Source organism: Actinomycetota bacterium, from assembly GCA_018333515.1.
Classification (GTDB): Bacteria; Actinomycetota; Aquicultoria; order Aquicultorales; family Aquicultoraceae; genus Aquicultor.
The window spans coordinates 22,367-47,538 of sequence record JAGXSZ010000022.1; the positions used below are offsets into that span (position 1 = coordinate 22,367).

The following is a 25,172-nucleotide window of genomic DNA, read 5'->3' on the forward strand; positions in this document are numbered from 1 at the left end:
ACGTGTTGTTGGGCCCGATAACCGTATTGGCGTTGAATGAGCGCATAAAAAATGGAGGACCGTTGCCGGCCCTCCATACATTCGCCTTTATCCTACTTCGCGTACTCTACGGCGCGGTGTTCCCTGATGACTATGACCTTTATTTGTCCCGGATATTCGAGTTCACCCTCGATTTGTTTGGCGATGTCTCTGGCCATCAAGTCGGCCATCGCGTCATCGATGCCCGCCGGTTTTACCATAATTCTCAGCTCACGCCCGGCTTGCATGGCGTAACACTTCTCGACGCCGCTATGTGATTCGGCGATTGCCTCGAGTTTCTCAAGACGCTTGATATAGCTCTCGAGAGTCTCCCTGCGTGCGCCGGGTCGCGCGCCGGAAATCGCGTCCGCGGCCTGAACGAGCACCGCTTCCACGGTATTCGGGTCTATCTCACCGTGATGAGCCCCGATGGCATGGACGATTTGCGCCTGCTCATTGAAGCGCTTCGCGAGTTCGGCGCCGATTACCGCGTGCGGTCCTTCGACTTCATGGTCGATGGCTTTGCCAAGGTCATGAAGGAGTCCCGCTCTTCTCGCAAGCTTTACGTCCGCGCCCAGCTCCGCCGCCATGATGCCGGCCAGATGCGCTACCTCAATCGAGTGCTGCAGGACGTTCTGACCATAGCTCGTCCTGTACTTGAGCCTGCCCAAGACCCTGATAAGCTCGTGGTGGAGACCGTGAATATCGGTGTCGAATGTCGCTTGCTCCCCGACTTCGCGGATATGAGCGTCGACTTCTTCGCGCGCTTTCTCGTACATCTGCTCGATGCGCGCCGGATGAATCCGTCCATCCGCGATAAGCCGTTCCAGGGTAAGCCTCGCGATTTCGCGCCTGACCGGGTCGAAGCTCGACAGGATGACCGCCTCGGGAGTATCGTCGATGATCAGGTTGATTCCGGAGATATTCTCGAACGTGCGGATATTGCGTCCTTCCCGCCCGATGATACGCCCCTTCATCTCGTCGCTCGGCAGGGGCACAACCGAGACGGTCGTCTCGGCTACGTGATCCGCCGCGCAACGTTGGATGGCGAGCGCGATAATATCACGTGATTTCTTATCCGCCTCGTCTTTGGCTTTAGCCTCGATTTCGCGGACCATCATCGCTGTTTCGTGCCTCGTCTCATCCTCCACTCTCTTCAAGAGCAGTTGGCGTGCTTCCTGCGCGGTCAAGCCCGCGATTTGCTCGAGAAGGCGCATCTCTTTCTCGTAAATCTCGGACAATTCACCTTCGATTTTCGCCATCTCTTTTTCTTTGTCGGTCAAGCCGCGTTCTCTTCTGTCGAGCCCGTTAGACCTTGAATCGAGCGACTCCTCTTTTTGAGTGAGGCGCTTCTCTAATCGCTGGATCTCGTTCCGCCGATCGCGCATCTCTCGCTCATTTTCTGAGCGGATTGCATGAATCTCATCCTTGGCATTGATCAAAGCTTCCTTTTTTCGCTGCTCAGCTTCCTTTTCTGCTTCAGACAATATTCGCTTTGCGGCTTCTTCGGCGGAGGCGATTTTAGCTTCGGACGAAATGCGACGGATGGCGTATCCTGTCGCAACGCCGGCTGCCGCGGCTATAATGCCTACTAAAACATAAACTAGCACTTGGTCCATTGCTGCCTCCTTCCATTTAAATAAAAAATACCGAGCTATTGCTCGGCAAAAATCTCTATCTAAGTTAAAATAGCGTCCCTTAGCCGGCTGCGGCTATGCACTCGGCTCGTTGCCGCACCATACAGGCTATTTATCGTTTCTTTAGTTTTTGTAATCTATGTAAAACTAAATGTCTTTACTTAGTAGAGCATTTTTGCCTTCTACAACTACAATTATATACTAAAGCTCTAGCATTTTAGTGTCAAGGAATTTGCCGGCGCGGCGTTATCGTTGAGGAGAGTCTGAGGATTGGCGGCGGCAATCAATGTCGCGCGAGGTTCAATCAGCGTTCGGCGAAAATGTCTCTGCAGACCCGATAAGCGATTGCCGAGCTATAGCCTCTTCGCATCAGAAATCGGCCCAGGCGCTGCCGTGACTTTTGGGCATCCGCGCCCGCATAGGAGCCTACTTTTCCTTGCGCCGACTTAAATGCCCTCGCATATTCACTATCGTCGGATGAGTGCGCCGCCAAGCGCTCGTCTATCATGTCGTCGGCAATTCCTTTTAGTTTAAGCTCATGTTTTATGCGGTGTCTGCCGTATAGCTTAGTTTGGATACGGTTTTGAAGCCAGGAGTCTGTGAAATCGTGGTCATCGAGATAATCGAGGCTCAGTAGCTTCTCGATGACCTCCGCGACGACGGCAGCCTCAAAGCCCGCGCGGGCGAGGCGTTCCGAGAGTTCTTTGGTGCTGCGAGCGCGATGCGATAGCAGATTAAACGCCCTCCCCAACGCTTTTTTAGTTTCGAGCGCGTGGCCCAGCTTGCTCAATTCTTCATCTGAAAGGCGCTGCCCTTCACGGAGCCCGAGTTCGGCGACGATTTCCGTGTCTAGCGCGCGCCAAAAACTACCATCTACGAATATCGATGTTCGCCGCGCCCGTCGCTCCTGTTGGGCCAATGAGGTTATCGTGTAAGTCTTTTGCCTCCCCATTTGCCGGTCTACTCTTCGGTCGGCGCCTCAGCGGCCTCTTCGGAGGTCGCCGGCGGTTCCGCGAGGCCGACTTTCTCTTTGACTTTAGTCTCTATCTCATTCGCCAGGTCATTGTTGTCGACGAGCGTCTGTTTCGCCACCTCACGGCCTTGTCCGAGACGCTCTTCGCCGTAGGTGTACCACGAGCCGCTCTTCTGGACGATGCTGTGCTCAACCGCTAAATCGAGCATGCTGCCGGCCTTGGAAATCCCTTCGCCGAACATGATGTCGAATTCTGCTTGCCGAAATGGCGGTGCCATCTTGTTCTTGACGACTTTTACGCGGACGCGGTTGCCCATGATATCCGTTCCCTGCTTTATCGAATCGATTCTTCTGATATCGAGCCGGACCGAGGCGTAGAACTTGAGTGCGCGCCCCCCCGGCGTCGTCTCAGGGCTGCCGAACATCACGCCGATCTTCTCTCTGAGCTGGTTGATAAAGATGGCTGTGGTTTTGGATTTGTTGATGGAACCGGCGAGCTTGCGCAGCGCCTGGCTCATCAGGCGCGCCTGCAAGCCGACGTGCGAATCCCCCATCTCACCTTCTATCTCGGCTCGCGGCACGAGTGCCGCGACCGAGTCGATGACGACAACGTCGAGCGCTCCCGAGCGTACCAGCATATCGGCTATCTCAAGGGCTTGCTCGCCGGTGTCCGGCTGCGATATGAGCAGCTCTTCGGTATTTACACCGAGGTTGCGCGCGTAAATCGGGTCGAGCGCATGCTCCGCATCTATAAACGCGGCGACTCCGCCGGTTTTTTGCGCTTCGGCGACGATATGGAGGGCCAGCGTCGTCTTACCGGACGATTCCGGGCCGTAGATCTCGATTACCCTGCCTCTCGGGACGCCCCCGATGCCGAGCGCGATATCGAGCGCGAGCGTACCGGTCGGTATTATAGCGACATCCATGCGTGACGGGTTCTCGCCGAGCCTCATCAGCGAGCCTTTGCCGTATTTTCTCTCTATCTGTTCTTTGGTTATCTCGATTACTTTGTCGCGATCCATATCTCCTCCTCAGGGTTAAAGGGCTATGATTTCTACCACCACCATAGCATATGCGAACACGTGTTCGCTGTCAAGCGGTCAGGCCCGGCAATGCTAAAAAACGGCGCGGGCCGCATGACGCATAAAATGTCCGGCTCTGTGGCCGGACCCGCGACCTGGTTTCATCGATAAAAACCCGTGATGCCCACTATTAGCACAACAGCATAAGTATACATATCATAAATTAGAGCGCCCGGCAATAGCAATATGATTATATTTGAACCATGATGCTGGGCTATTCTTCGAGCGGGATGAACGCACGGGAGGCGTATTCGACGCCGGCGGGCTTCAAGTGGCTTTGAAATATGGTGATTCCCTCTACCGGGATGTTTCGCCCTCGATATGGGGCTTCCGGGACCGTTTTTAAGGCTTGCTCCACAGGCTTGGGCGGGTTGAGGCGCGCCAGAGTTATATGGGGCGTAAACGGCTTATCGTCGCGCGTAAAACCGAGGGGCGCAAGGGCATCTTCTACGAGCGTGCTAAGCTCGACAAACTCCCGTCCGCCGCGCTCGACGCCGACCCAGAGGACGCGGGCCCTCTTTTGATTCGGAAAAGCGCCGAGCGCCCCGCACTCGAAGGAGAAACGTTCGAAGCCGGCGGCTTTGGCTCGCAGGGCGGTTTCGATCTCGGCCGACTGTTCTTCGGGTACCGAGCCCAGGAATTTAAGAGTTAGATGGATGTTGTCTCGGGCGACCCATCGAGCACCCTCGATGGTTGCTTTGAGTTGCTCGGAGACTTCGAAAAGCTCGCTTTTTAGCCGACCCGGCAGGTCGAGGCCGATGAAGATGCGCGGCATTAAGACGCGTCGCCTCCAGTCCGCTCGAAGTTGTCCAAAATATAATAGCGGAGCATGTCGAGAGCCGCGTTCGCGCTCTTTATCCGCACGGTATCACGAGAGCCGAAGAAGATAAAGCGGTTGCTGTAGTTGGTCACCTGATGAGATAGGGCGACGTAGACCAAGCCGACCGGTTTTTCCTCGGTGCCGCCATCGGGACCCGCGATACCCGTTATCGAAAGACCGACGTCCGCGTTGAATCTGTCGCGGACACCGAAGGCCATTGCCAGCGCGGTGGCCGCGCTTACCGCCCCATGCCGCACGAGTGTCTGGCTCGACACGTTTAAGAGCGATTTTTTAGCGTCGTTATTGTAAGCGATGATACCCCCGCTGAAGTACCCGGAGCTGCCCGCGATATCGGTCAGTTTTTTGCCGACCAGGCCGCCGGTACAAGATTCGGCGACGGCGAGCGATAGGCCGTATTTGAGTAAGAGTTTGCCTGTGACCTCTTCGAGCGTCTCATCGTCGTAACCATAGACGATATTGCCGAGGCGTTCTCTCAAAAGCGTCGCGGCATCGCCGACTATATTTTTCGCCTCGTTCATGTCCGCGCCTTTTGCGAAAAGCTGTAGTTGTATCTCACCTGGGTACGCCAGTATACCGACATCAACGCCATGGAGGGACCGCACGAGGTCTTCTATGGACTCTTGGAGGGAGGCCTCGGACTTGGCGGTGGTGCGCAGCACTCTGACCGCGTGGGCGACCCCGCGACAAAATCTCGTCTCCAGCCACGGGACGATGTTTTTCTCCAGCATATCGGCCATCTCACGGGGGACGCCCGGCAACGAGAACAGGAACTTCTCGTCTTCGCTGATGATGATACCAGGGGCGCTGCCAAGAGTCGGGATAATTGCTTCGGCGCCTTTTGGCAGGTAGGCCTGGCGATAGGTTATCTCGGGCAGCGGAATCGCGCGGTTTCCGTAGCGCTCCTCGATGATTTCGCCGAGCCGTTCACTATACTCGAGTTCGCGTCCGAGTGCCCGGCTGACGGCATCCCTCGTCAAATCGTCTATGGTCGGCCCAAGCCCGCCCGTTATGATGACGCCGTCGGCCTGCGCGAGCGACTCGCTTATAGCAACGGCGATGAGGTCGATCTTGTCGGGAACACTGACATGGCGCACGCAGGTAAACCCGTGTTTTCCGAGTGTCTTTGATATGAAAGCGGCGTTTGTGTCGACCGACAGTCCAAGAGTAAGTTCAGAGCCGACCGTTATTATCTGGTACCTCATGCCACCTCCTTTTAGCTGTTAAAGCGCTACTTCAGCCGCGCGCCGCCGTTCAGTACCCGCCAGGACTTCAAGAAGTAGTCGGCGCCCGATATCATCGTCAGAACGACGGCTATCGCCATAAGCCACAGACCGAGTGTCATTCCGCCGAAACCGATAGGCATATTAATCATAATAGCGATAATCGCCACGATCTGGGAGATGGTCTTTATTCTGCCCCACAAGCTTGCCGCGATTACTTTGTTCTCGGTCAGCGCGAGAAGCCTTAAACCCGAGACGGCGAACTCCCGCGCGATTATCAGAACCGCGACCCATGCCGACAACAGGCCCAATTGCACCAGCGATATAAGAGCCGCCGACACCAGAAGTTTATCGGCTAAGGGATCCATGAGCTGCCCGAAGACGGTTATCTGGGATTGGCTGCGCGCTACATATCCATCGATGGAGTCGGTTATCGCCGCTATCGTGAAAATGGCGGCGGCGATATACGCGCCCACCGGCTGCGGGGCCGACAGCAGAAAGACCATGAATAACGGTACCAAGAGGACACGGGCTATCGTTATCTTATTTGCCAGGCCCACTAATCAACCTCCCGGTATAGTCACAGCCATCAAACTCTTCGAGCGTTACCGTCACTATATCACCAATCGCCGGCGTCGTTGTCTGCGCGCCGGCTTTCGCCCCGGCAATCGTTCTGAAACGGATGAGGCCATCGATCTCTGGTGCCTGCCAGCAGCCTCTACCCTCGAGCAAACCGGGCTCGATTTCGGCTTCGACCAGCACATCGACTGCCTGGCCGATTCTCTCTTTATTTCGCTCTTCACCGATGGAATCCTGCAAGGCTGTCAGTTGGTGATAGCGCTCTGCAATGGTTTCTCGAGGTAGGTGGCCCGCGATGCTCGCAGCTGCTGTCCCCTCTTCCCGGGAGTACTCGAAAATACCGAGATGGTCGAGTTGCGCCTGCTCAACGAAATCGGCCAGCTGCCCGAAATCATGCTCGGTCTCGCCGGGGAATCCGACGATAACGGAGCTTCGTAGAATGACACCGGGTATCGCGCGTCGCAGCCAGGCTATCTGGGTCAGAAAATCATAGCCCGCACCGTTGCGGTTCATAGCTTTAAGAATCTTAGGGCTTGCGTGCTGGAACGGGATATCGAGGTATGGCACGATAAGCTTGTTTGCCCTGATCGCCTCGACTAACTCGTCGTTGATATGTTGCGGCTGCAGGTATAATAGCCGTATCCAGCGAATATTCGAGAACCCGGTGAGTGCGCTTATCAGGTCATGCAGTCTGAGTCTACCGTAGAGGTCGTAGCCATAGCGCCCGGTGTCCTGTGCTATCAGGTCGACTTCAACGACCCCGCTCTCGTCGAGTATACGGGCTTCTTTCAGCACCTTCTCCAGGGGTTTGCTCCTGAAGCGGCCGCGAATAAGCGGGATGGCGCAGTAGGCGCACCAGTTGTCGCAACCGTCCGCGATCTGCAAATAGGCGAAAGGATGGCCTGTGAGCTTGCGCGCCGGATATGAGGCGAAATCACGACTAGCGGTGTTGGGCGCGATGCTTGCGAGTTCGTCGCTCGCGACCATCGCCGCGATGTCCCATTCGTCGTCGATGCCGACGAGCATATCTATCTCCGGCATCTCGCGCGCGAGTTCGTCGTAGTACCGCTGCGCCAGGCAGCCGGTCACGATAATCTTCTGCGGGCCGGTTTCGTCTTTCAGTGCAACCGCCTCGAGGATAGTGTCGATGGATTCCCGCCTGGCCGCCTCGATGAAGCCGCAGGTGTTGATGATTATATAATCCGCGTCGCGCGGGTCTTCGCAGACCTCGATAGCTTTTTCGAGTAGTGAGCCCTGGATGTGCTCACTGTCGACCGAGTTCTTCGCGCACCCCAGCGTTATGACGGCGACTCGCTTAGACAAAATGAATTGCTCCTCCCAACGTATTGCTTGAATACGATTATACGGGTGCGGTGACAGGCGGTCTAGTTGCCGACCTGTGGGCAAGAGAGAATGACACCCGGAGGAGCGAGACAAGCCGGGCGAATGAAGCGTATTGGATTTTGCTACCGGGCGCGGCCTATCTCAGGCAGCGCCGTGCGTCGCGGATGCCCCGAGGTATTTGACAAACCAGTCGCGGGCCAGGCGTGCGACCTCCTCAAGTGTTCCCGGTTCCTCGAAGAGATGGCTTGCCCTGGGGACGATGGTCAGCTCATTATCTATTGATGGCGGCATGTTCTTGAGTGCTTGCTCATTGAGCTGGATGACCCGCTCATCGTAGCCTCCGACTATGAGCAGTGTTGGCGCTGTGACCTGTGATAGGGCGCGCTCAGCTAGGTCGGGGCGCCCCCCGCGTGAGACGACGGCGTAAACGCTCTGCGGTCTAGCCGCCGCGGCTATGAGTGCCGCCGCCGCGCCGGTACTCGCGCCGAAACAGCCTATCTTCAGGTGGCGCGTCTCTTCATAGGTCGCAAGCCAGTCGATGACCTCGATGAGCCGGTCGGCAAGGAGTCCGATGTCGAACCTTAGCTCGGCGGTTATCATATCGACGGCTTCTTCCTCCTCGGTGAGAAGGTCGAAAAGGAGCGTCGCGAGGCCGGCATCGTTGAGGGTGCCCGCCACAAAACGGTTCCTAGGGCTGAAACGGCTGCTGCCGCTTCCGTGCGCGAATACGACTATCCCGCGAGCCCCGTCAGTCAGTTGCAAGCTTCCCAGGAGTTGTATTTCGTCGAGCGGAATCGCTATTTCCCTTGGCATCGAACCCATTATCGCACCCCACTTCGCTCGGGCCCGCACAGAAGCTTTTGCTTGCCACAGCCATTTTTGAAGCGTCACCATTGACAGCAGTTTCGCAAAGCCTGCATCGGCAGACCGATGTCCTTTCATCATTAAAGTACCCAAAGGAAGCGGTTTTTACTTATAAGGCGAGCACTAAGAGTAAAGAAAAAGGCCTCGGGGAAAACCCAAAGCCTTCGTGAAACTCTTAAAACTAATTGATAAAGAAATCAAGAGCGTATTTCGTCAATACGTTTTTGCAATTAAGATCGGTTATTTTACCATCGGTACGACTCTTCTCGTGAATATGAGGAATTATCTCATCGCGAATATTCTCTATCGCCTCGTCGATTTCGCGAAAGCGCGCGGTTTCCTCCGCTGAGAAATCGTAGACATCTTCATCCTCTTTGTCCGCAAGCGCAACCCTAGACAGCTCATCCATTCCAGTTTTCATCTTGTGGCGCTCGTAGACTACTTTATAGATGGCCTGCTCCACTTCGACCAGCCCATTGGCTTTGGACTCTAAGGCATCTATCGTCTCCGTAGCCGCTTTGTTTATCGCCATGTTCTCGCGCAATTCTTTGTCTATGAGCGCGAGCAGTTTTAACCCTTGCTCTTCGATGAGTAACCGCATGCCTTTCCAACCGGCCAGTTGTTTGAGTAAAATACGGCATTCTTCTTTCGCAAGCTCGAGTTCTTCCCCTGTGGCGTCTTTATGCCTCATGCGGAACCCCTGCGTATACGCCATGGCGAACCGAATACCCACATAAGGCTCCTCCGGCCTTTTCCAAAGCTTGGCCGCGAAGCCGGTCCAGAAACCACTGGTTTCGCTGTCTTTTGACAGAAGCTCTCCCATGTCGGGGCCCGTGTCGGGGTTTTCAACCAAGCGTGCCTCAAAGAGATTCTTTGGGCAATGGTAGTCGAACTTTATGCCATAGAGGACAGTGACGACATCGATGGCCGCGGGAACGTTTTCGATGATGTCTTGCCAGTATTCGGAATCGGCGAATATTTTCGCCACATATCCCTCTTTATATGTGAACCAGGGAGAATATGCGATTATTCTATTTAAGCCGAAGTTGTTTCCGAAACAGCCTCCGTCGGTAGCCAAGAGGTGTCCCGTCGGCTCGCCTTGACCAAAAAAACCGTCTACGGCATCTCTGATTATTAATTTCTCTCCCGGTTTGACCTTGCCGTTATCGATCAGGCCCTGTCTGATGTGGTCCATAAACGCCCAATGCGCTACCCGTTCGTTCTTATGGACAATGCTGGTTTTTGATTTCTTCCCCGTGTTTGTAGCCATAGCAACCGCTCCTTAATCGATCCCCCAACCAAGCTCCCACTTGTCGATTCATAAGCATAACAGTATAAGGATTAATGTTCAATCAACGCTCGGCCGGTCATTGACCATGCGGGTTGCACGGGTTGTGGGCGCTGGGTCGACAAATAGACGCGCGGTCGCGCATCTATTGATATTCGCTGATGATATAGGCCTAGCCCAGATGCGCCAGCTTCTCAAGCTCGAACGGGCCGATGACGGTGAGAACCATCTTCTCCGGTTTGAAGAGTTCCCGCGCCAACTCGGTTACCCCGGCTCGCGTTACCGCGTCGATTTTTTCGACCAGTTCGTCGAGCGAGAGGATATCGTTATCGGTTATCTCGAGCTTACCGAGCCTGGTCATGCGCCTTCCGGTACTCTCTAGCCCGAGGACGAGATGACCCTTGATGCTCTCCTTGGCTCGATATATCTCCTCGTCGGTCGCGCTTCCGCTTGCGAGGCCTTCGATTTGCTCCTGAACGAGTTCAATAACCTGTTCCGTATTGTCCGGAGCGGTGCCCGCGTACGCCGCAACCATCCCGGTTTCGGCGTAGAGCGAATGATAAGAGTAGGTACTGTAAGCAAGCCCTCGCTTCTCCCTCACCTCTTGGAAGAGGCGCGAACTCATCCCGCCCCCCAGGATGTTATCGAGAATCGACAGGGTATAGCGACGGTCGTCGTTCGCCGGGATTGCCTCGGTGCCGAGGCATATGTGCGCCTGTTCGGTCTTCTTGGTGTAAACCTCGAGCTTCTTATCGACATGCGGCGCTATATGCTTGCGCCCGGCCCTGTCCCCGCCCGAACTCGTAAAATGCTTTTGCGCGAATTCGACTATCATATCGTGGTCGACGTTTCCGGCAACCGCTAGAATCATGTTTTTCGGGATGTATTTCTCCCGGTAATAGCCGAGGACGTCCTCGGCGGTGAAATTGCCGACGGTCTCGGCGTGGCCGAGTATCGGCTTGCCCAGCGCGTGCGTCGGCCAGAGCGCTTCCATAAAGAGGTCGTGAATTCGCTCGTCGGGGCTATCCTCGTGGAGATTTATCTCCTCGAGGACAACCTTACGCTCGGAGTGTATGTCGTCCACAGCAAAGAGCGGGTTTTGTATCATATCCGACAATATCTCTATGCCCGTCTCGACATGCTCGTCGATTAAGCGCGTATAGTAGCAGGTATACTCTTTGGCCGTAAACGCGTTGAATTCGGCTCCTAAAGTATCGAATGCTTCCGAAATTTCGCGAGACGAGCGATTCTTCGTACCCTTGAAGAGCAAGTGCTCGATAAAGTGCGACATTCCGCCTACCTCGTCGACCTCGTCACGAGAGCCGACGCCGAGCCAGTAGCCGAGCGCCGCCGAGCGCACCTGAGGCATATACTCGGTCATCACCCGCAGGCCCGACGGCAACGTAGTTTTTTTGAAGAACCTCTCGCCCGGCACTCTATTGGCCCGCTTTCGGCTCTTTATATTCGAGATTTAACGCCCGCAAACCGATCTTTCCCTGGTCGGTTATTTCGACGACTTCCACAAGGACCTTGTCGCCGACATTGACAACCGACTCGACCGTTGGAACGCGCTGTTTTGTCAATCGCGAGATATGCACAAGCCCCTCTTTGCCGGGGAGAATCTCGACGAAGGCTCCAAAGCCGGTCGTTTTGGTGACCGTTCCCATAAATTGCTCGCCGATTTTAGCCTCTCGCGTGATAAGCTCGACCAGTTCGCGCGCACGGTCGCCGGCCGCGCCGTCGGTCGCCGCAATGAAGACCGTGCCGTCCTCTTCGATGTCGATGGTGACGAGGTTCGAGCCGACCTCCTCGATGATAGCCCGGATATTCTTGCCCTTCGGTCCGATGAGGTCGCCGATTTTATCCTGCGGTATTTTAACGGTCATGATGCGCGGCGCGTACTTCGATAGGTCGGCGCGCGGCTCGGGGATGACCTCCAAGATGCGGTCGATGATATAGAGGCGGGCCTGGCGGGCCTGTTCGAGCGCTTTAGCCAAGATCGCTCCACCGACACCCGTGACCTTCATATCCATCTGCAGCGCGGTGATGCCCGCGGCCGTGCCGGCTACTTTGAAATCCATGTCGCCGAGAGCGTCTTCGAGGCCGAGAATATCGGTTATTACCGCGACTTCATCGCCCTCTTTAATAAGACCCATCGCGATACCGGCGACCGGGGCCTTTATCTTGACTCCGGCGTCCATTAAAGCGATGGTGCTCCCGCAGACGCTCGCCATCGACGAAGAGCCGTTCGATTCCAATACCTCGGATACGATACGAATCGTATAGGGAAACTCGTCCTCTTTCGGGATTACCGGGAATATCGAGCGTTCCGCAAGCGCGCCGTGGCCTATGTCGCGCCTTTTGGGGCCGCGCATGAAGCCGATTTCGCCGGTGCAAAACGGCGGGAAGTTATAGTGGTGCATAAAGCGCTTGGAGTCTTCGACGCCGAGCCCGTCTATCATCTGCTCTTCACGGACGGTTCCGAGGGTCACGATGGAGAGTACCTGCGTTTGGCCGCGTGTAAAAAGACCGGAGCCGTGCGGGCGCGGAAGCGCGCCGGCCCGAATCAGAATCGGGCGGATATCGGTCGTCCCGCGGCCGTCCGCGCGCACTCCCTCATCGAGAATCATGCGGCGCATCTCTTCTTTTTTGATTTGCTTGAGCGCTTTTGAGACATAGGATTCCTTGTCTTCGACCAATTCCGCAAGCTCAGCGAGGACTTCTTCGGCGATAGCGTCTTGTTCGCGGTCGCGCTCTAGCTTGTCGGGGTTTCTCAGGGATTCCTTTATTTTGCCGGTAGCGAACGCGCGGACGCGCTCCTCTATCTGTGCGTACGCGGGATCGGGTTGTGCCACCTCGATTACTTTGCTTGAAGGCGGCTTGATGTCGGCGTATGCGGCTTTGAAGCGCTCTTGAAAATCACAGAGTGCGACGATGGCGTCGTGCGCCAAGTCCAGCGCCTTAACCACGTCGGCTTCGATGACCTCGCCGGCGCCTGCTTCGACCATGAGAATAGCGTCGCGGTTGCCCGCGACTATCATCTCGAGGTCGCTCGCGTCGAGGTCGTCAAAGGTAGGATTGATGATAAACTTACCGTCCACCCTGCCGATTCTTACACCGGCGACCGGGCCGCTAAAAGGGGCGTCCGCCAGAAGCAGCGCCATCGAGGCGCCGTTGAGGGCCAGGATATCCGGCTGGTTGGCGAAGTCGACCGAGAGTATGGTCGCCAGCACCTGAATCTCGTTATAGAAACCTTTGGGGAACGACGGCCGAAGCGGCCTGTCGATAAGGCGCGCGGTGAGCGTCGCTTTCTCGCTCGGCCTGGTCTCCCGCTTGATAAAACCGCCCGGAATCTTGCCGGCGGCGTACATCTTCTCTTCTACGTCTACGGTCAAGGGCAGAAAGTCTTTGCCCTCGGTCGCCTTGCTTGCGACAACGGCTGTCACCAGCGTTATCGTCTCACCCATTTGAACCGTTAGCGCGCCGTCGGCCTGTTGGGCCAAGAGGCCGGTCTCGAAGGCGATTGTCTTTCCATCGAGGTCGAACTCTTGCCTTAAGACTTCTCTTACTTGCGTACCGTTTTGTTGATTAGGCTCCATAAATTTTGAGAACCTCCTAAAATATTCTTCAATATAGATTTAGGGCAACCTATGGAGGTTGCCCTTCGAGGACTCTTAAGCTCTTAGCCCCAGCTTGACTATGAGTTCCCTGTATCTCTCGATATTCTTGTTCTTGAGATAGTTGAGCAGTCTTCTGCGATGGCCGACCATCTTCAGAAGACCACGGCGCGAGTGATGATCCTTCTTGTGTTCTTTCAGGTGTTGCGTAAGGTCATTGATTCGCCTGGTGAGCATCGCTACCTGCACCTCCGGTGAGCCGGTGTCTCCGTCGTGGACTTTGTGCTCGTCGATGATGCTGGTTTTGAGTTCTTTACCGAGTGCCATGGTGTCACCTCCTTGTTTTGCCCGAACAAATCGACGCTCGACGCCGATGCTTTTGCCCGGCGCGCCCCGATATCGGGTTTGATTCACCGCAAACCAAGTAACCGTAGGTGAATCGGTAACCTAGTGAGCGGTAATTCCTCATTCTTTACCTATCAAATATTAACATAAAGTCGAACCTGCGTAAACGCAATTAAGGTCGATTTGCGAGCAGGCCTTTCGCTCGCTCGATATCCTTGCGGATGTTGGCCTTCAATTCTTCAACGCCGGAGAAGGTCATCTCGTCGCGGAGGCGGGCTTCTATCTCGACCTCTAGAGTATTACCGTAAATGTCTTTATTGAAACCTAAAATATGGACATGCATCTCCGCTTTGCGCAGGTCTCCAAAGGTCGGCGACGACCCGATATCTATGACACAGGGGTAGCGCTCGCCGTCGGTGAGCGCATATCCCGCATATACCCCCGGTCTTGGGGTCAACTCGTTATGGAAGGTCTCGATGTTGGCGGTGGGGAATCCGATTATCGAGCCGCCGCGCCCGAAGCCTCGGGCAACCCGGCCCCGGAATTTGGGGTATCGCCCCGTAAGCGCTCGCACGCCCTCGATGTCGCCTTCTTTAAGGCGTTTTCTCACCTCGGTGCTGCTGATGATAGTATCGCTCTCTCGCACATGCTCGACAGCGATTATGTCGAGCCCCTTCGGAGCACCGTAGGAACGCAGAAAATCGACGGTGCCTTGACGGTGCCTGCCGAACGAGAAATCCTCCCCTATTACCACATATAGCGCGTGCAGCTTACCGAGAAGGACGTCATCGACAAAATCCTTGGCTTCCATGTCGGCGATTTCGCCTGAGAAAGGTATTACCAGAAGAAAGTCGGCGCCGAGTTCCGAGATATACTCCGCCTTAAGCTCGGTAGAGGTCAACAGGGCCGGCTCGCTTCCCGGCTTGACGATGGCGAGCGGATGCGGGTCGAAGGTGACGACGACGCTCTTTCCGCCTATCGAGGCGGCGAGTTCGACGGCTTTTCGAATAATCGTCTGGTGTCCTAGGTGGACGCCGTCGAAGACGCCGATGGTGACGACGGTCGGGCCGCCGATATGTTCGATGCCGTCGATTCCTTTTATTATTTCCATCGTTCTTGCTCCCGGACTAAATCGTTACATGATATAACACCGCAATATTGCGGAGCCGATACATAAGAGTTATTGTACCCCGCGACAGAATAACCGATATTTATAAAAACCGCGGCTTCTTGCCGGCGGTGGGCGCTTATTGGGCCAAGACCACCTCGGGGGCGACTGAGAAGCCTTCACCCACGCGCACTCGGCCAAGCCCCAAAAACTCCCCATCGGTCGTCTTTATCCGAAGGTACGATTGCGGGGCGGCGTCTTCGGGATACGCTATCAGGACGTCTTTATCGAGCAGGCGGCCGTTCTTGACGAAGGAGACGGCATCCGCCTTGATTGTCGCCTCTGCCAGGTGATTTAGCGCGTCGTCGATGCTTAGCAGGTGCTCCGAGATAGCGTTCGAGTCGTCGTGCAAAGCGTCTACCGTCAGGGCATGCTCAAGACCGAACCGGCCGACCCGTGTTCTCCTTAGAGCGCTTAACGCGGCCCCGCCTCCCGCCCGCTCGCCCAGGTCGTGGATGAGCGTTCGCACATACGTACCCCCCGAGCACTCCACCTCGAAGACGGCCTTGAGACGTCCTTCCGCTTCTAATGACTCGAGAAGCTCGAAGCGGAAGATGTGAACGTTTCTCGCGGGACGCTCGACTTCGCGACCCGCCCGGGCCAATTTATACAGCTTCTTCCCCCCGATTTTTACCGCCGAGACCATGGGGGGAACCTGAAGTATGTCACCGGTAAACTCCGGCAACAGCCGTTTTATAGTCGCTCCGTCCGGCATCCCGGCGGATTCGCTTAAAGTTTCTCCGGTGATGTCCTGCGTATCGGTGGTGATTCCAAACGCGGCCTCCGCGATATACGTCTTCGGCTCCAGCTCCAGGAAACGGCTGACCCGGGTGGCCCTGCCGATGAGGACGACCATGACTCCGGTCGCCATTGGGTCGAGCGTGCCGGTGTGTCCAATCCTTTTTATGCCGGACTTGCGCCGCAGGATGTCGATTATATCGTGGGAGGTCGGGCCGGATGGTTTGTCGATTACTACAACGCCTTCCATCCCTTCTACGACCGGGCCTGTGCCGAAATGCGCGCGGATATCCAGGCGACGGCCTCGTCGAGAGGCTTGTCCGTGGTCAGACCCGCGGCGTTGCGGTGGCCGCCACCGCCTCCTTCTCTCGCGATCGAGCCTACATCCACCACGCCCTTTGAGCGCAGGCTAACCTTGAGCTTGCCCTCGGGAACCTCTTTCAGAATGGCCGCGACCTCCGCCTCTCTTGCCGTCCTCAGGTAATCGATAAAGCTCTCGGTGTCGCCGAGGGAGGCTCCGGTCGCCTTCAGGTCTTCATCGCAAACATATGAAAAGACTAGGCCGGAGTCGTCGATAAATACGGCGCGCTCGAGAATAGCCCCGAGCCATTTGAGTGAAGCGAACGGCATATTCTCATAGATGTATTGGAATATCTCATTAGGTCTGACCCCCAAGCGGATGAGTTCCGAAACGGTGTCGTGGGTTTTTGCGGTCGTGTTGGAGTACTGAAAGCGGCCGGTGTCGGTGACTATGCCGGTATATAGGAGTGTCGCGACTACCTCGTCGATAGCGGCTCCCTTCGCCATGAGGAGGTCGTAGACTATCTCACAACTCGCGGACGCCTCGAAATCTAGGACATTGAGTGTTCCGAACGCCGAATTATCGATGTGGTGGTCGATGTTGACCACGGTTTTGAAGAGCGGCAGTTTCTCCGCAATAAAACCGAGCCGTTGTTCGTTTGCGCAGTCGAGCGTGAGAAGCAGGTCGGCTTCGATGCACGCGCCGTACTCGACTATCTCCTCGACACCCGGCATCCACCGGTAGTGCGCGGGTATGCGTATCTCCTCGCCCCACGTTACACAGACCCTCTTACCGGCTTGCCGCAGGTGGCGGCCGATCGCCAAGATGCTTCCAAGAGCATCGCCGTCGGGCTGAATATGCGTTGTGATTATAATCGAGGAAGCGTTTTCGAGCGCTTCGGCGGCGTCCGCCAATACTTTTTTATCCATTAGTATCCTCGTCTTTATGGAGATTTCTTATCAGCTTCTCTATCCTTAAACCCTTTTCAATCGACGGGTCGAAGTGAAACTCGAGTTCCGGCAGATACTTAATCTTGATGCGCTTAGCGAGGAGCGTTCGCAAGAACCCGCTTGAGCTGGTCAGACCCTGCAGGGTGCTCCGCTGTTCTTTCTCGCTCCCAAGAACCGTGATGTAGACGTCGGCATGTTTGAGGTCGCCCGTGACATCGACACCGGTAATCGTTACGAACCCGATTCGCGGGTCTTTCATCTCTTTCTGAATGATGTCGCTTATTTCTTCCTTTATCAGCTCGCCCACGCGACGAATGCGGCCTGATGCCATGACGGACTCCCGTTCTCTCTTATGCGATGTTGCGTTGTCAATCACAAAATCCAGGGCGGCGACTTTATATCCCGGCCCCGGACTTGCCGTGAAATCGTATCCTCTATGTCTCATGTCTCGGGAGAGAACAGCAGAATCTCCCGCTCGGTAATGACTGCTTTATCCAGGCCTTCGACGTAGCGGTCGACGCTGTCCAGAACCTTCTTTGTCTGTTCGCCTTTCCGGGCTACGTGCGCTACGGCGATGGTGACCCTTTGCCATAGTTCGTGATGGTCGACCTCGGAGATCGACACGTTGTACCGGCTCTCGACTTTGCCGATGACGCTCTTGACGATTTGGCGCTTTTCCTTAAGCGAGTTCGTCCCGGGCAGATAAAGCTCTAATCTGAGCAGACCGACGACCATTGCTATTCACCCAACCGGCGTTGCCTTTCAACAAGCTTATAGCTCTCCAAGATGTCGCCTTCTTTGATGTCCTGGAAGTTTGCGAGCCCGATACCGCACTCGAAACCCTCCTTAACGACTTTGACATCGTCTTTAAAGCGACGGAGCGAGACGATGCTTCCGTCATATATTATTTGACCCTCGCGGACCAGGCGAATCCGTTGGTTTCTATCGACTTCGCCCTGTTGGACGTAGCAGCCCGCGATAACGCCTAGTTTTGGTACCTTAAAGGTGGCTCGGACTTCGACGCGGCCGGTATCCACCTCTTTTATCTCGGGCGCCAGAAGGCCGCTGAGCGCTTGCGTAATATCTTCGACGACCTTGTAGATAATCCGGTATACGCGGATATCCACAGTCTCTTTCGCCGCCATGGCCTGCGCGTTTACGTCGGGTCGAACATTGAAGCCGATGACTATCGCATTCGACGCGGCCGCGAGCATGATATCGGTCTCGGAGATTCCGCCGACGCCGGTATGGATGATTTTTATCTGAACCTCTTCGGTATTGAGCTTGTAGAGCGCGTCTTTTATGGCCTCGACCGAGCCTTGCGTGTCCGCTTTGATAACCAGGTTCAGGTCTTTTATCTCGCCCTCTTGGATTCTCGCGAAGAGGTCTTCGAGCGTCACCCTGCTCCGTTCTTCCTGCGCGATCAAGCGGCGTTTAAGGGCCCGCTCTTCCGCTATATGGCGCGCTTCTTTCTCGTCGCCGACTACTTTAAGTTCCTCGCCGGCTTGGGGCAACGCCGATAACCCGACTACCTCCACCGGTTGCGCGGGCGTAGCCTTCAAAACCGTTTTGCCTTTATCGTCGCTCATCGCGCGCACTTTACCGTAAACGGCGCCGGCGACCACCGCATCTCCCACCCGGAGCGTGCCCCGGTAAATCAAGACCGTCGCTACCGGGCCGCGGCCGCGCTCGAGTTTCGCCTCGATACACGTCCCCCGCGCCCTGGTGTTCGGGTTGGCTTTTAGTTCTTTTATATCAGCGACGAGCAGAACCATCTCCAGCAGGTCCTGGATGTTGAGTTTTTGTTTTGCCGATACGTCGACGAATATAGTGTCCCCGCCCCACTCTTCGGGGATGAGGGCATATTCGGTAAGCTCTTGGCGTACTCGTGTGGGGTCCGCGTTCTCCTTGTCGATTTTATTGACCGCGACGACTATGGGAACATTCGCCGCTTTCGCGTGGTTGATAGCCTCGACGGTCTGAGGCATAACGCCGTCGTCGGCTGCGACCACGAGCACGGCGATATCGGTTACCTGCGCGCCGCGCGCGCGCATAGCCGTAAACGCCTCATGGCCGGGCGTGTCTATGAAGGTGATCTTTCTCCCGTCCAGGACTACCTGGTACGCTCCTATATGCTGCGTGATGCCCCCCGCTTCGCCCGACATGACATCGGTTTTGCGGATTGCGTCCAGCAGCGACGTCTTCCCGTGGTCGACATGGCCCATAACCGTCACGACCGGCGGCCTTGGAACGAGATTCTCCAAATCCTCTTCGAATTCTTCCTCTTCTTCCAGCTCTTCGGGGCTGATTATTTTGGGTTCGTAGCCGAGGTCGTCCGCGAGTATTTCGATAACGTCAGCGCTTAGAGACTGGTTTATCGTGACCAGCTCTCCCAGCTTCAGTAAGGTCTTTATAATAGCGGTCGGCTCTTTGCCGACGAGCGCCGCGAATTCCTTGACGGTCGCGGCTTGCGGTATCTCCAAAATTTTAGCTTTTTCGGCCTGAGGAGCCGCTGCCTGCGCCTCTTTTGCGGGAGCCTCGACTTTTACTTCAGCCCGCGGCTGCGGCTTTTGCGTTGGCGCGGGCTTCGCGACCACCGGAGCGGGTTTTGCTTCCGGCTGCCGCGCCTGCGGACGCGATACCGGCTTAGGACCCGTTTTCGGGCCGGCCTTAGGAGCCGGTTTCGCGGGTGTTCTCTCAGCGGGCCCTGGCGCGGGTTTTGCCGGAGCCTTGGCGGCGCCGCCGGCGGGTTTGACCGCCTTATCGCTCGCCGCTACCGGCTTCGACGCCGGTTGTGCTTTGGCGGGTTTAGCCGCGGCCGCCTGCTTAGTCGCAGCGGGCTTTTTGTCTCCCGCCGGTTTATTTTTCTTGACTTCAATTTGTGGTGACGAACCGGCACTCCGGGCAGCCTGAAGCTCCTTTACCACCGAGGGTTCGATGGCGGCAAAGTGATTCTTTACCTCGACACCTAGTTTTTGAAGTCTGTTCATGAGTTCAGTGCTCGATACGCCCATTTGTTTAGCCAGCTCATAAACTCTCATCCGATCACCACCTAATCTATTTCGTGCCCTTGTCCCCTAGAAGGGCTTGAACATCATTAATTATGCGCTCCAACGTCTCTTTCGCGATATCCGTATCGAGCGCCTTGGCAAGCCTGCCGCTCTTTGTCGCCGCCGTAAGGCATTCCCGGCTCGGGCAAAGATATGCGCCCCGCCCGTTAGCTTTTCCCGACGGGTCGACTATTATATCGCGCTCGGGTGTTCTCACTATGCGTATCAAATCTTTTTTAGGTTTAACCTGTCGACATCCGATACACATTCTCCGGGCGGGAACCTTCGTTTTCGCCAACGATTACCCCTCGGCTTCCTCGAGCTTTTTATGGACACCGCAATAGGCGCTGCCTGGGCGTGCCTTGTTTGTACAGCCCTCACCAGAGGACTTTATGGCCCGGCAGAGCGCATCCGCATCCGCCGCCGTTTCGGCTCCGGACGGTGACTCCGCAACCTCTTCACCGGCACCGTACGCCAGTATCCCTTCAGCCTCGCCAGAGTCCTTTGCTTGAGATTCGCTCTTAATATCGATGCGCCATCCCGTCAATTTCGCGGCAAGACGCGCGTTTTGACCTTCTTTACCGATAGCCAGCGACAACTGGTTGTCCGGGACTATGACCTCGGCGGTATGGTCCGCTTCATTTACCTTGACGGTCTTTACCCTCGCCGGGCTGAGTGCGTTCGCCACAAATTGCGCGGGGTCTTCGTTCCACTCTACGACATCTATTTTCTCACCGCGCAGCTCGCTTACGACCATGCGAACTCGCGAGCCCTTAGGCCCGACGCACGCCCCCACCGGGTCGATGCTCGCGTCCCTCGACGCGACGGCAATCTTAGAACGATAGCCGGGCTCGCGAGCGACCGACTTTATGTCGACATAGCCCTCGTAAATCTCCGGTACCTCGAGTTCGAAAAGACGTCTCAAGAGGCTCGGATGGGTGCGCGATACTATTATCTGCGGCTCTTTTGTCGTCCGCCTTACTTCGACGATATAGGTCTTTATGCGCGTGCCGTGGTCATAGCGCTCGGTCGGAACCTGTTCTGTCGGAGGCAATAACGCTTCGACTCTTCCCAGGTTGACCAAGGTATAGCGCTGGTCGCTCTGCTCGACGATACCGGTAACGATGTCGCCTTCGCGGTCGATGTACTCCCGGTACATGTTTTCACGTTCCGCCTCGCGAATTCTTTGCAGAATAACCTGCTTAGCGGTTTGCGCGGCGATTCTGCCAAAATTATCCGGCGTTATCTCCTCTTCGATAAGCTCGGGCTCGGCGCCCTCCTTCTCGACCCACTCCTGCGAAAAAACGCTAATCCGCCCGGTTTCGGGGTGGATGTCGACCCTTATCTCTTGTTCCGCGCCGAAGTTGCGATTGTATGCGGACGCAAGAGACGTCTTAAGCGCTTCCAGAACCGTATCCGGAGCTATCTGTTTTTCGCGTTCAAGTTGTTTGAGGGCTTCAATCAACTCACCGTTCACGTTATATGGCTCCTTTCACAAGCTTAAAACTCTATATCTACCCGGAGGCGCGCTGTGGCCACGTTGTCATAGGCGATCTCGAATTTCGCCCCGTCTGTCTCGACTACAAAATCCGAATCACCGGCTTCGATGAGGCGACCCGTAAAGTTTTTCCTCTTATCTATCGCCTGTTCAGTCTTGACCGACACCTTCGATCCTACAAACCGTATAAAGTGCTCGGGCTTGGTAAGCGGCCGCTCGATACCGGGAGAAGAGACTTCCAGCGTAAATTTCCGCTCTATCAAACCCGTCTCGTCGAGTAGCCTGCCGATATCCTTGCTCGCCGTCGCGAGGTCGTCGATACCTACCGCGCCCGCTGTGCCGTCGAGTAAGATTCTAAGTACCATGCCGACGGCTTCGCGCCTTAACTCGATATCGACCAGCTCTAGGTCGCCGCCGCGCAAAACGGGCATAATCAACTCTTCGACCTGGTCGATTTTCGCGTCTCGCCTCATTAGCGGCCACCCTCATAATTAAAAGAGTGGGTATTTACCCACTCGCAAAATTACCCACACTCAGTTCTGCCATATCATATCATAAGGTAATATATTGCGCAATTCGCACAAACCAGCCTCTTAATATATTCATTAAGAGGCTAAACACACCTGTTTTATACCCCAAAACGGGTCGAAATTATTAAAGTCCGGCTTGCGGGAGCCGCTCTTTGAGGTCGAAATCGTAGATAGCTTTCTTGAGAATGCCGATGTATGGCAGATTGCGGTATTTCTGCCGGTAATCCAGGCCATAGCCGACTACGAATGCGTCCGGGACATCGAAACCTTTATACTTGATGGGCAGGTTGTCGAGTATGCGGCGCGCCGATTTGTCGAGCAGAACGCATACGCTAAGGCTCGCGGGCTCGCGGGACGAAAGGTTCTTCAAAAGGTAGCCGAGGGTCAGCCCGGTGTCGATGATATCCTCGACGACCAGGACGTGCCGGTCATGAATATTCTCCTCAAGGTCCTTGACGACCCGGACCACGCCGGAAGATTCGGTCGACGGACCGTAGCTCGAGATAGCCATGAAGTCGACGGTGACCGGTATCGACATCTTTCTGATGAGGTCGGAGACGAAAATTACGCCGCCTCGAAGCACGTTGACGATGACGAGGTCTTTGTCGGCGTAGTCGCCCGAGATCTCTTCGCCGAGCGCGATAACCTTAGCCGCGATCTCATCTTCGCTTATGAGGACCTTTTCTATGTGGTCGTCGAGCATTTCGCCTCCCGCGTCGGATATCGTTTATTCGGTATTATATCGGAAACTTCGGCGCGCAATAAAGACCTTACGGCGTCTCTTCGCGGGGCATTCCGTATTTTAGAAGAAGGTTTTTGAAGTCCTTCTGGTAGAAGATCTTGATGTTGATTTCGGGGTGCAGCTCGCGCAATCGTCTGACCTTGCGGTTTTTCTTAGTAACGAGCTTCTGGCTCATTGTCGTAAGCTCTATGTAGAGGTCGAGGTCGGATAGGTAGAAGTCGGGGGAAAAGCTTTGCGTCACATTTCCGTCCTTATCCCATTCGATTGGAAAGGTACGCGGCTCGTATTCCCACTTGACCCCGTAGAAATCGAGGATCCTCGCGCAGTGCTCCTCGCTGGGGTGAGCGAATTCGATTCCGTTGTATACGATTTTCTCGGGAGGGGCGGCTAGATCATCCCCGGCCTCGTTGTTTTCTACTTCTTCTTTGATATCGTCGCTCATGCGGTTCGCACACCAATAGCTTTTTCATTATGCCGGCGGCGCATCCGCGGAATGCGCCAATCGATTGATTATATCAAAAATTCAACTGTCTTGCCTTTGCGACCGGCTCGAAGCATAGCCTGTGAATAGGCGACGGCCCATGCTCTTCGAGCGCTCCGCAATGATCGTCGGTACCATATCCTTTATGTCTGTCAAAACCGTACCGGGGATATAGACGGTGTTGCTCGACCATTATCCGGTCTCGCGCCACCTTGGCCAGCACCGACGCCGCCGCTATGGTCAGCGATAAGTTGTCGCCCCCGGTTATAGCGAGATGCGGAGCCTTAAGCGACGGGAGGGCGAAGGCGTCTGAAAGAACGTAGTCCGCCCGCGGAACCAACCCGCGAACCGCTTGTTCGAGCGCGTGCAGGTTCGCCCATTGAATTCCGTTTGCATCGATGAGACCGGCGTCGACTTCTACGATATGCCATGCGCGGGCGGTCTCCTTTATCGGCTCGAATAGTTTATCGCGCTGGTCGGGTGTTAGACGCTTGCTGTCGCGCAAGCCATGGAGTCGGGAGTTTATGGGGAGGATGACGGCGGCCGCAACGAGTGGGCCGGCCAGGGCCCCGCGCCCGGCTTCATCGACACCGGCGACAAACCCGAAGCCTTGCGCCCCGAGCATTCGCTCGTACCTGGTCAGCTCGCGCAACCTAGTGTTTTCTCGGGCCAAGCGCTCTTTCTTGCGCCTCCATAATGAGGCAAGCGACCGAAGACCGGCCCTGCCGTCGCGCTCGATAAGCTCCAAAAGCATATCGGCTTGGCGGTCGTCGACCGATGCGAGCCGCGCCTTGATCTCCGCGATAGTCATCTTCGAAAGACTCATAAATTTTTGGGCTTGGTCGACTTATTCGAAAAGGCTTATCCGGCCTAACGGCCAATATATCATGAACGCTTTGCCTAGTATGGCGTCTTCGCGCAACTGGCCGAATACGCGCCCGTCCGCGGAGTTGGGCCTGTTGTCGCCCATCACCATGACATGGTCTGTTCTGATTACTTCCGGGCCCCAGTTACTATAGTCGCCCGGCATCGTCTCGTAATCTTGGGCGACGGGTTTATCGTTGACAAGCAACTCGCCTTCCCGCACCTCGACCTTGTCACCCTCGACCGCGACAATTCGCTTGATGTAATCGCGCTTATCTCCCGCTGGGGCCACGAAGACGATTATGTCATCCGCTTTAGGGTCGACAAACCGGTAAATGAATTTGGCGACCAGAACCCGGTCGTTCGGTATTAGCGTCGGCTCCATGGATGGCGACGGAATATAAAAAGGCTGCAATATAAGCCATTTAACGACATAGGCTATTACTACAGCCGTGATTATAAGAACCGGCAATTCTTTGAGGAAAGAAATGAAAGATTCAACCTCGTTATTGCGCGCCGGTGACTCGCTTTTACGAGCGACAGAAATCGTATCGCCGGTATTTTTTCGGTCACCAACAGTATTATCCGAGCGTTCTTCTCCGTTATTCGCTGTGTTTTCGCTCTCGTCCGGCATATGATCAGACATCCGTATCAGATTCTTCTCTAAAATCTCTTTTCTTTTATGCGGGCCTTCTTGCCGATCTTCTCTCTAATGTAGTAGAGTTTCGCGCGCCTTACTTTTCCTCTCGATAGAACCTCTATCTTAGCGACTTTCGGCGAGTGTATGGGAAACGTGCGCTCGACCCCGACCCCGAAAGAGATCTTGCGGACCGTAAAGGTCTCGCGGATGCCGCCATTTTGCTTCTTGATCACCGCTCCCTGAAAGACCTGGATTCTCTCGCGGCCCGCTTCAACAACCTTATAGTGAACTTTGACCGTGTCACCGGCTCTAAAGCTGGGGATGTCGTCTCGAAGCTGCGCCCTTTCAATGCTTTCAATAATATCCATATTACCCTCCTTTTCGGCACAACATTCAAATTAT

The 25,172-nt window shown here is 55.5% G+C and carries 26 protein-coding genes; all 26 read right to left on the bottom strand.

Annotated features, from left to right (window positions below):
• Nucleotides 1-92: 92 nt before the first annotated feature.
• On the bottom strand, nucleotides 93-1,637 hold the full coding sequence (gene rny, locus KGZ93_04780; GenBank protein ID MBS3908924.1) for a ribonuclease Y: 1,545 nt from the start codon (nucleotides 1,635-1,637) through the stop codon (nucleotides 93-95).
• 322 nt (nucleotides 1,638-1,959) lie between these two features.
• Nucleotides 1,960-2,607, bottom strand: coding sequence for a RecX family transcriptional regulator (locus KGZ93_04785; protein MBS3908925.1), 648 nt, complete (start codon nucleotides 2,605-2,607; stop codon nucleotides 1,960-1,962).
• Between the two features lie 8 nt (nucleotides 2,608-2,615).
• On the bottom strand, nucleotides 2,616-3,650 hold the full coding sequence (gene recA, locus KGZ93_04790) for a recombinase RecA (protein MBS3908926.1): 1,035 nt from the start codon (nucleotides 3,648-3,650) through the stop codon (nucleotides 2,616-2,618).
• 274 nt (nucleotides 3,651-3,924) lie between these two features.
• The gene (gene thpR, locus KGZ93_04795; protein ID MBS3908927.1) at nucleotides 3,925-4,485 is read right to left on the bottom strand and encodes an RNA 2',3'-cyclic phosphodiesterase; all 561 of its coding nucleotides are present in this window, start codon (nucleotides 4,483-4,485) and stop codon (nucleotides 3,925-3,927) included.
• Nucleotides 4,485-5,753, bottom strand: a complete 1,269-nt coding sequence (locus KGZ93_04800) for a competence/damage-inducible protein A (protein MBS3908928.1) — start codon at nucleotides 5,751-5,753, stop codon at nucleotides 4,485-4,487. Before KGZ93_04800 ends, thpR begins: the two co-directional genes overlap by 1 nt.
• A 26-nt stretch (nucleotides 5,754-5,779) precedes the next feature.
• Nucleotides 5,780-6,331, bottom strand: a complete 552-nt coding sequence (pgsA, locus tag KGZ93_04805) for a CDP-diacylglycerol--glycerol-3-phosphate 3-phosphatidyltransferase (GenBank protein MBS3908929.1) — start codon at nucleotides 6,329-6,331, stop codon at nucleotides 5,780-5,782.
• The gene (gene rimO / locus KGZ93_04810; protein MBS3908930.1) at nucleotides 6,315-7,673 is read right to left on the bottom strand and encodes a 30S ribosomal protein S12 methylthiotransferase RimO; all 1,359 of its coding nucleotides are present in this window, start codon (nucleotides 7,671-7,673) and stop codon (nucleotides 6,315-6,317) included. The genes pgsA and rimO overlap by 17 nt, the downstream gene beginning before the upstream one ends.
• Nucleotides 7,674-7,835: 162 nt before the next feature.
• On the bottom strand, nucleotides 7,836-8,516 hold the full coding sequence (locus KGZ93_04815; protein MBS3908931.1) for a dienelactone hydrolase family protein: 681 nt from the start codon (nucleotides 8,514-8,516) through the stop codon (nucleotides 7,836-7,838).
• Between the two features lie 223 nt (nucleotides 8,517-8,739).
• Nucleotides 8,740-9,828 (bottom strand): hypothetical protein, encoded by a 1,089-nt coding sequence (locus tag KGZ93_04820; protein MBS3908932.1) that lies wholly within the window; start codon nucleotides 9,826-9,828, stop codon nucleotides 8,740-8,742.
• Between the two features lie 190 nt (nucleotides 9,829-10,018).
• A complete protein-coding gene (locus KGZ93_04825; GenBank protein ID MBS3908933.1) occupies nucleotides 10,019-11,281 on the bottom strand; it encodes an insulinase family protein in 1,263 nt (420 codons plus the stop codon).
• Between the two features lies 1 nt (nucleotide 11,282).
• The gene (locus KGZ93_04830) at nucleotides 11,283-13,445 is read right to left on the bottom strand and encodes a polyribonucleotide nucleotidyltransferase (protein MBS3908934.1); all 2,163 of its coding nucleotides are present in this window, start codon (nucleotides 13,443-13,445) and stop codon (nucleotides 11,283-11,285) included.
• 75 nt (nucleotides 13,446-13,520) lie between these two features.
• A complete protein-coding gene (gene rpsO, locus KGZ93_04835; protein ID MBS3908935.1) occupies nucleotides 13,521-13,790 on the bottom strand; it encodes a 30S ribosomal protein S15 in 270 nt (89 codons plus the stop codon).
• 190 nt (nucleotides 13,791-13,980) lie between these two features.
• Entirely contained in the window at nucleotides 13,981-14,919 is a 939-nt protein-coding gene (locus KGZ93_04840) for a bifunctional riboflavin kinase/FAD synthetase (protein MBS3908936.1), read from the bottom strand.
• A 136-nt stretch (nucleotides 14,920-15,055) separates the two neighbouring features.
• The gene (gene truB / locus KGZ93_04845) at nucleotides 15,056-15,964 is read right to left on the bottom strand and encodes a tRNA pseudouridine(55) synthase TruB (protein ID MBS3908937.1); all 909 of its coding nucleotides are present in this window, start codon (nucleotides 15,962-15,964) and stop codon (nucleotides 15,056-15,058) included.
• A gap of 5 nt (nucleotides 15,965-15,969) precedes the next feature.
• Entirely contained in the window at nucleotides 15,970-16,944 is a 975-nt protein-coding gene (locus KGZ93_04850) for a bifunctional oligoribonuclease/PAP phosphatase NrnA (protein ID MBS3908938.1), read from the bottom strand.
• A complete protein-coding gene (gene rbfA / locus KGZ93_04855; protein MBS3908939.1) occupies nucleotides 16,937-17,296 on the bottom strand; it encodes a 30S ribosome-binding factor RbfA in 360 nt (119 codons plus the stop codon). The genes KGZ93_04850 and rbfA overlap by 8 nt, the downstream gene beginning before the upstream one ends.
• A gap of 110 nt (nucleotides 17,297-17,406) precedes the next feature.
• Nucleotides 17,407-17,700 (bottom strand): DUF503 domain-containing protein, encoded by a 294-nt coding sequence (locus KGZ93_04860; GenBank protein MBS3908940.1) that lies wholly within the window; start codon nucleotides 17,698-17,700, stop codon nucleotides 17,407-17,409.
• A gap of 2 nt (nucleotides 17,701-17,702) precedes the next feature.
• The gene (gene infB / locus KGZ93_04865) at nucleotides 17,703-20,006 is read right to left on the bottom strand and encodes a translation initiation factor IF-2 (protein MBS3908941.1); all 2,304 of its coding nucleotides are present in this window, start codon (nucleotides 20,004-20,006) and stop codon (nucleotides 17,703-17,705) included.
• 16 nt (nucleotides 20,007-20,022) lie between these two features.
• A complete protein-coding gene (locus tag KGZ93_04870; protein MBS3908942.1) occupies nucleotides 20,023-20,283 on the bottom strand; it encodes a YlxR family protein in 261 nt (86 codons plus the stop codon).
• Nucleotides 20,284-20,316: 33 nt separating this feature from the next.
• Complete coding sequence (gene nusA, locus KGZ93_04875) at nucleotides 20,317-21,492, bottom strand: transcription termination/antitermination protein NusA (GenBank protein MBS3908943.1); 1,176 nt, start codon at nucleotides 21,490-21,492, stop codon at nucleotides 20,317-20,319.
• A gap of 23 nt (nucleotides 21,493-21,515) precedes the next feature.
• Nucleotides 21,516-21,986 carry a ribosome maturation factor RimP gene (locus KGZ93_04880; GenBank protein ID MBS3908944.1) on the bottom strand — a complete coding sequence of 157 codons (471 nt, stop codon included), beginning with the start codon at nucleotides 21,984-21,986 and terminating at the stop codon, nucleotides 21,516-21,518.
• Between the two features lie 181 nt (nucleotides 21,987-22,167).
• Entirely contained in the window at nucleotides 22,168-22,746 is a 579-nt protein-coding gene (gene hpt / locus KGZ93_04885; protein MBS3908945.1) for a hypoxanthine phosphoribosyltransferase, read from the bottom strand.
• A gap of 67 nt (nucleotides 22,747-22,813) precedes the next feature.
• Nucleotides 22,814-23,227, bottom strand: coding sequence for a hypothetical protein (locus tag KGZ93_04890; GenBank protein MBS3908946.1), 414 nt, complete (start codon nucleotides 23,225-23,227; stop codon nucleotides 22,814-22,816).
• Between the two features lie 73 nt (nucleotides 23,228-23,300).
• Nucleotides 23,301-24,077: a ribonuclease HII gene (locus KGZ93_04895; GenBank protein ID MBS3908947.1), complete on the bottom strand. Its 777-nt coding sequence runs from the start codon at nucleotides 24,075-24,077 to the stop codon at nucleotides 23,301-23,303.
• Between the two features lie 36 nt (nucleotides 24,078-24,113).
• Nucleotides 24,114-24,764, bottom strand: coding sequence for a signal peptidase I (gene lepB, locus KGZ93_04900; protein ID MBS3908948.1), 651 nt, complete (start codon nucleotides 24,762-24,764; stop codon nucleotides 24,114-24,116).
• Between the two features lie 29 nt (nucleotides 24,765-24,793).
• The gene (gene rplS, locus KGZ93_04905; protein ID MBS3908949.1) at nucleotides 24,794-25,138 is read right to left on the bottom strand and encodes a 50S ribosomal protein L19; all 345 of its coding nucleotides are present in this window, start codon (nucleotides 25,136-25,138) and stop codon (nucleotides 24,794-24,796) included.
• Nucleotides 25,139-25,172 lie beyond the last annotated feature (34 nt).

Bases quoted from the DNA above. Each gene is read 5' to 3' on its own strand.
- KGZ93_04840 (MBS3908936.1), bottom strand. From the start codon at position 14,919: ATGGAAATAATAAAAGGAATCGACGGCATCGAACATATCGGCGGCCCG.
- KGZ93_04800 (MBS3908928.1), bottom strand. From the start codon at position 5,753: ATGAGGTACCAGATAATAACGGTCGGCTCTGAACTTACTCTTGGACTG.
- rny (MBS3908924.1), bottom strand. From the start codon at position 1,637: ATGGACCAAGTGCTAGTTTATGTTTTAGTAGGCATTATAGCCGCGGCA.
- KGZ93_04890 (MBS3908946.1), bottom strand. From the start codon at position 23,227: ATGAGCGACGATATCAAAGAAGAAGTAGAAAACAACGAGGCCGGGGAT.
- KGZ93_04850 (MBS3908938.1), bottom strand. From the start codon at position 16,944: ATGGATAAAAAAGTATTGGCGGACGCCGCCGAAGCGCTCGAAAACGCT.
- hpt (MBS3908945.1), bottom strand. From the start codon at position 22,746: ATGCTCGACGACCACATAGAAAAGGTCCTCATAAGCGAAGATGAGATC.
- recA (MBS3908926.1), bottom strand. From the start codon at position 3,650: ATGGATCGCGACAAAGTAATCGAGATAACCAAAGAACAGATAGAGAGA.
- KGZ93_04895 (MBS3908947.1), bottom strand. From the start codon at position 24,077: ATGACTATCGCGGAGATCAAGGCGCGGCTCGCATCGGTCGACGACCGC.
- KGZ93_04830 (MBS3908934.1), bottom strand. From the start codon at position 13,445: ATGGAGCCTAATCAACAAAACGGTACGCAAGTAAGAGAAGTCTTAAGG.
- thpR (MBS3908927.1), bottom strand. From the start codon at position 4,485: ATGCCGCGCATCTTCATCGGCCTCGACCTGCCGGGTCGGCTAAAAAGC.
- KGZ93_04880 (MBS3908944.1), bottom strand. From the start codon at position 21,986: ATGAGGCGAGACGCGAAAATCGACCAGGTCGAAGAGTTGATTATGCCC.
- KGZ93_04820 (MBS3908932.1), bottom strand. From the start codon at position 9,828: ATGGCTACAAACACGGGGAAGAAATCAAAAACCAGCATTGTCCATAAG.
- truB (MBS3908937.1), bottom strand. From the start codon at position 15,964: ATGGAAGGCGTTGTAGTAATCGACAAACCATCCGGCCCGACCTCCCAC.
- rplS (MBS3908949.1), bottom strand. From the start codon at position 25,138: ATGGATATTATTGAAAGCATTGAAAGGGCGCAGCTTCGAGACGACATC.
- rpsO (MBS3908935.1), bottom strand. From the start codon at position 13,790: ATGGCACTCGGTAAAGAACTCAAAACCAGCATCATCGACGAGCACAAA.
- lepB (MBS3908948.1), bottom strand. From the start codon at position 24,764: ATGCCGGACGAGAGCGAAAACACAGCGAATAACGGAGAAGAACGCTCG.
- KGZ93_04870 (MBS3908942.1), bottom strand. From the start codon at position 20,283: ATGTGTATCGGATGTCGACAGGTTAAACCTAAAAAAGATTTGATACGC.
- KGZ93_04785 (MBS3908925.1), bottom strand. From the start codon at position 2,607: ATGGGGAGGCAAAAGACTTACACGATAACCTCATTGGCCCAACAGGAG.
- infB (MBS3908941.1), bottom strand. From the start codon at position 20,006: ATGAGAGTTTATGAGCTGGCTAAACAAATGGGCGTATCGAGCACTGAA.
- KGZ93_04815 (MBS3908931.1), bottom strand. From the start codon at position 8,516: ATGGGTTCGATGCCAAGGGAAATAGCGATTCCGCTCGACGAAATACAA.
- rbfA (MBS3908939.1), bottom strand. From the start codon at position 17,296: ATGGCATCAGGCCGCATTCGTCGCGTGGGCGAGCTGATAAAGGAAGAA.
- KGZ93_04860 (MBS3908940.1), bottom strand. From the start codon at position 17,700: ATGGTCGTCGGTCTGCTCAGATTAGAGCTTTATCTGCCCGGGACGAAC.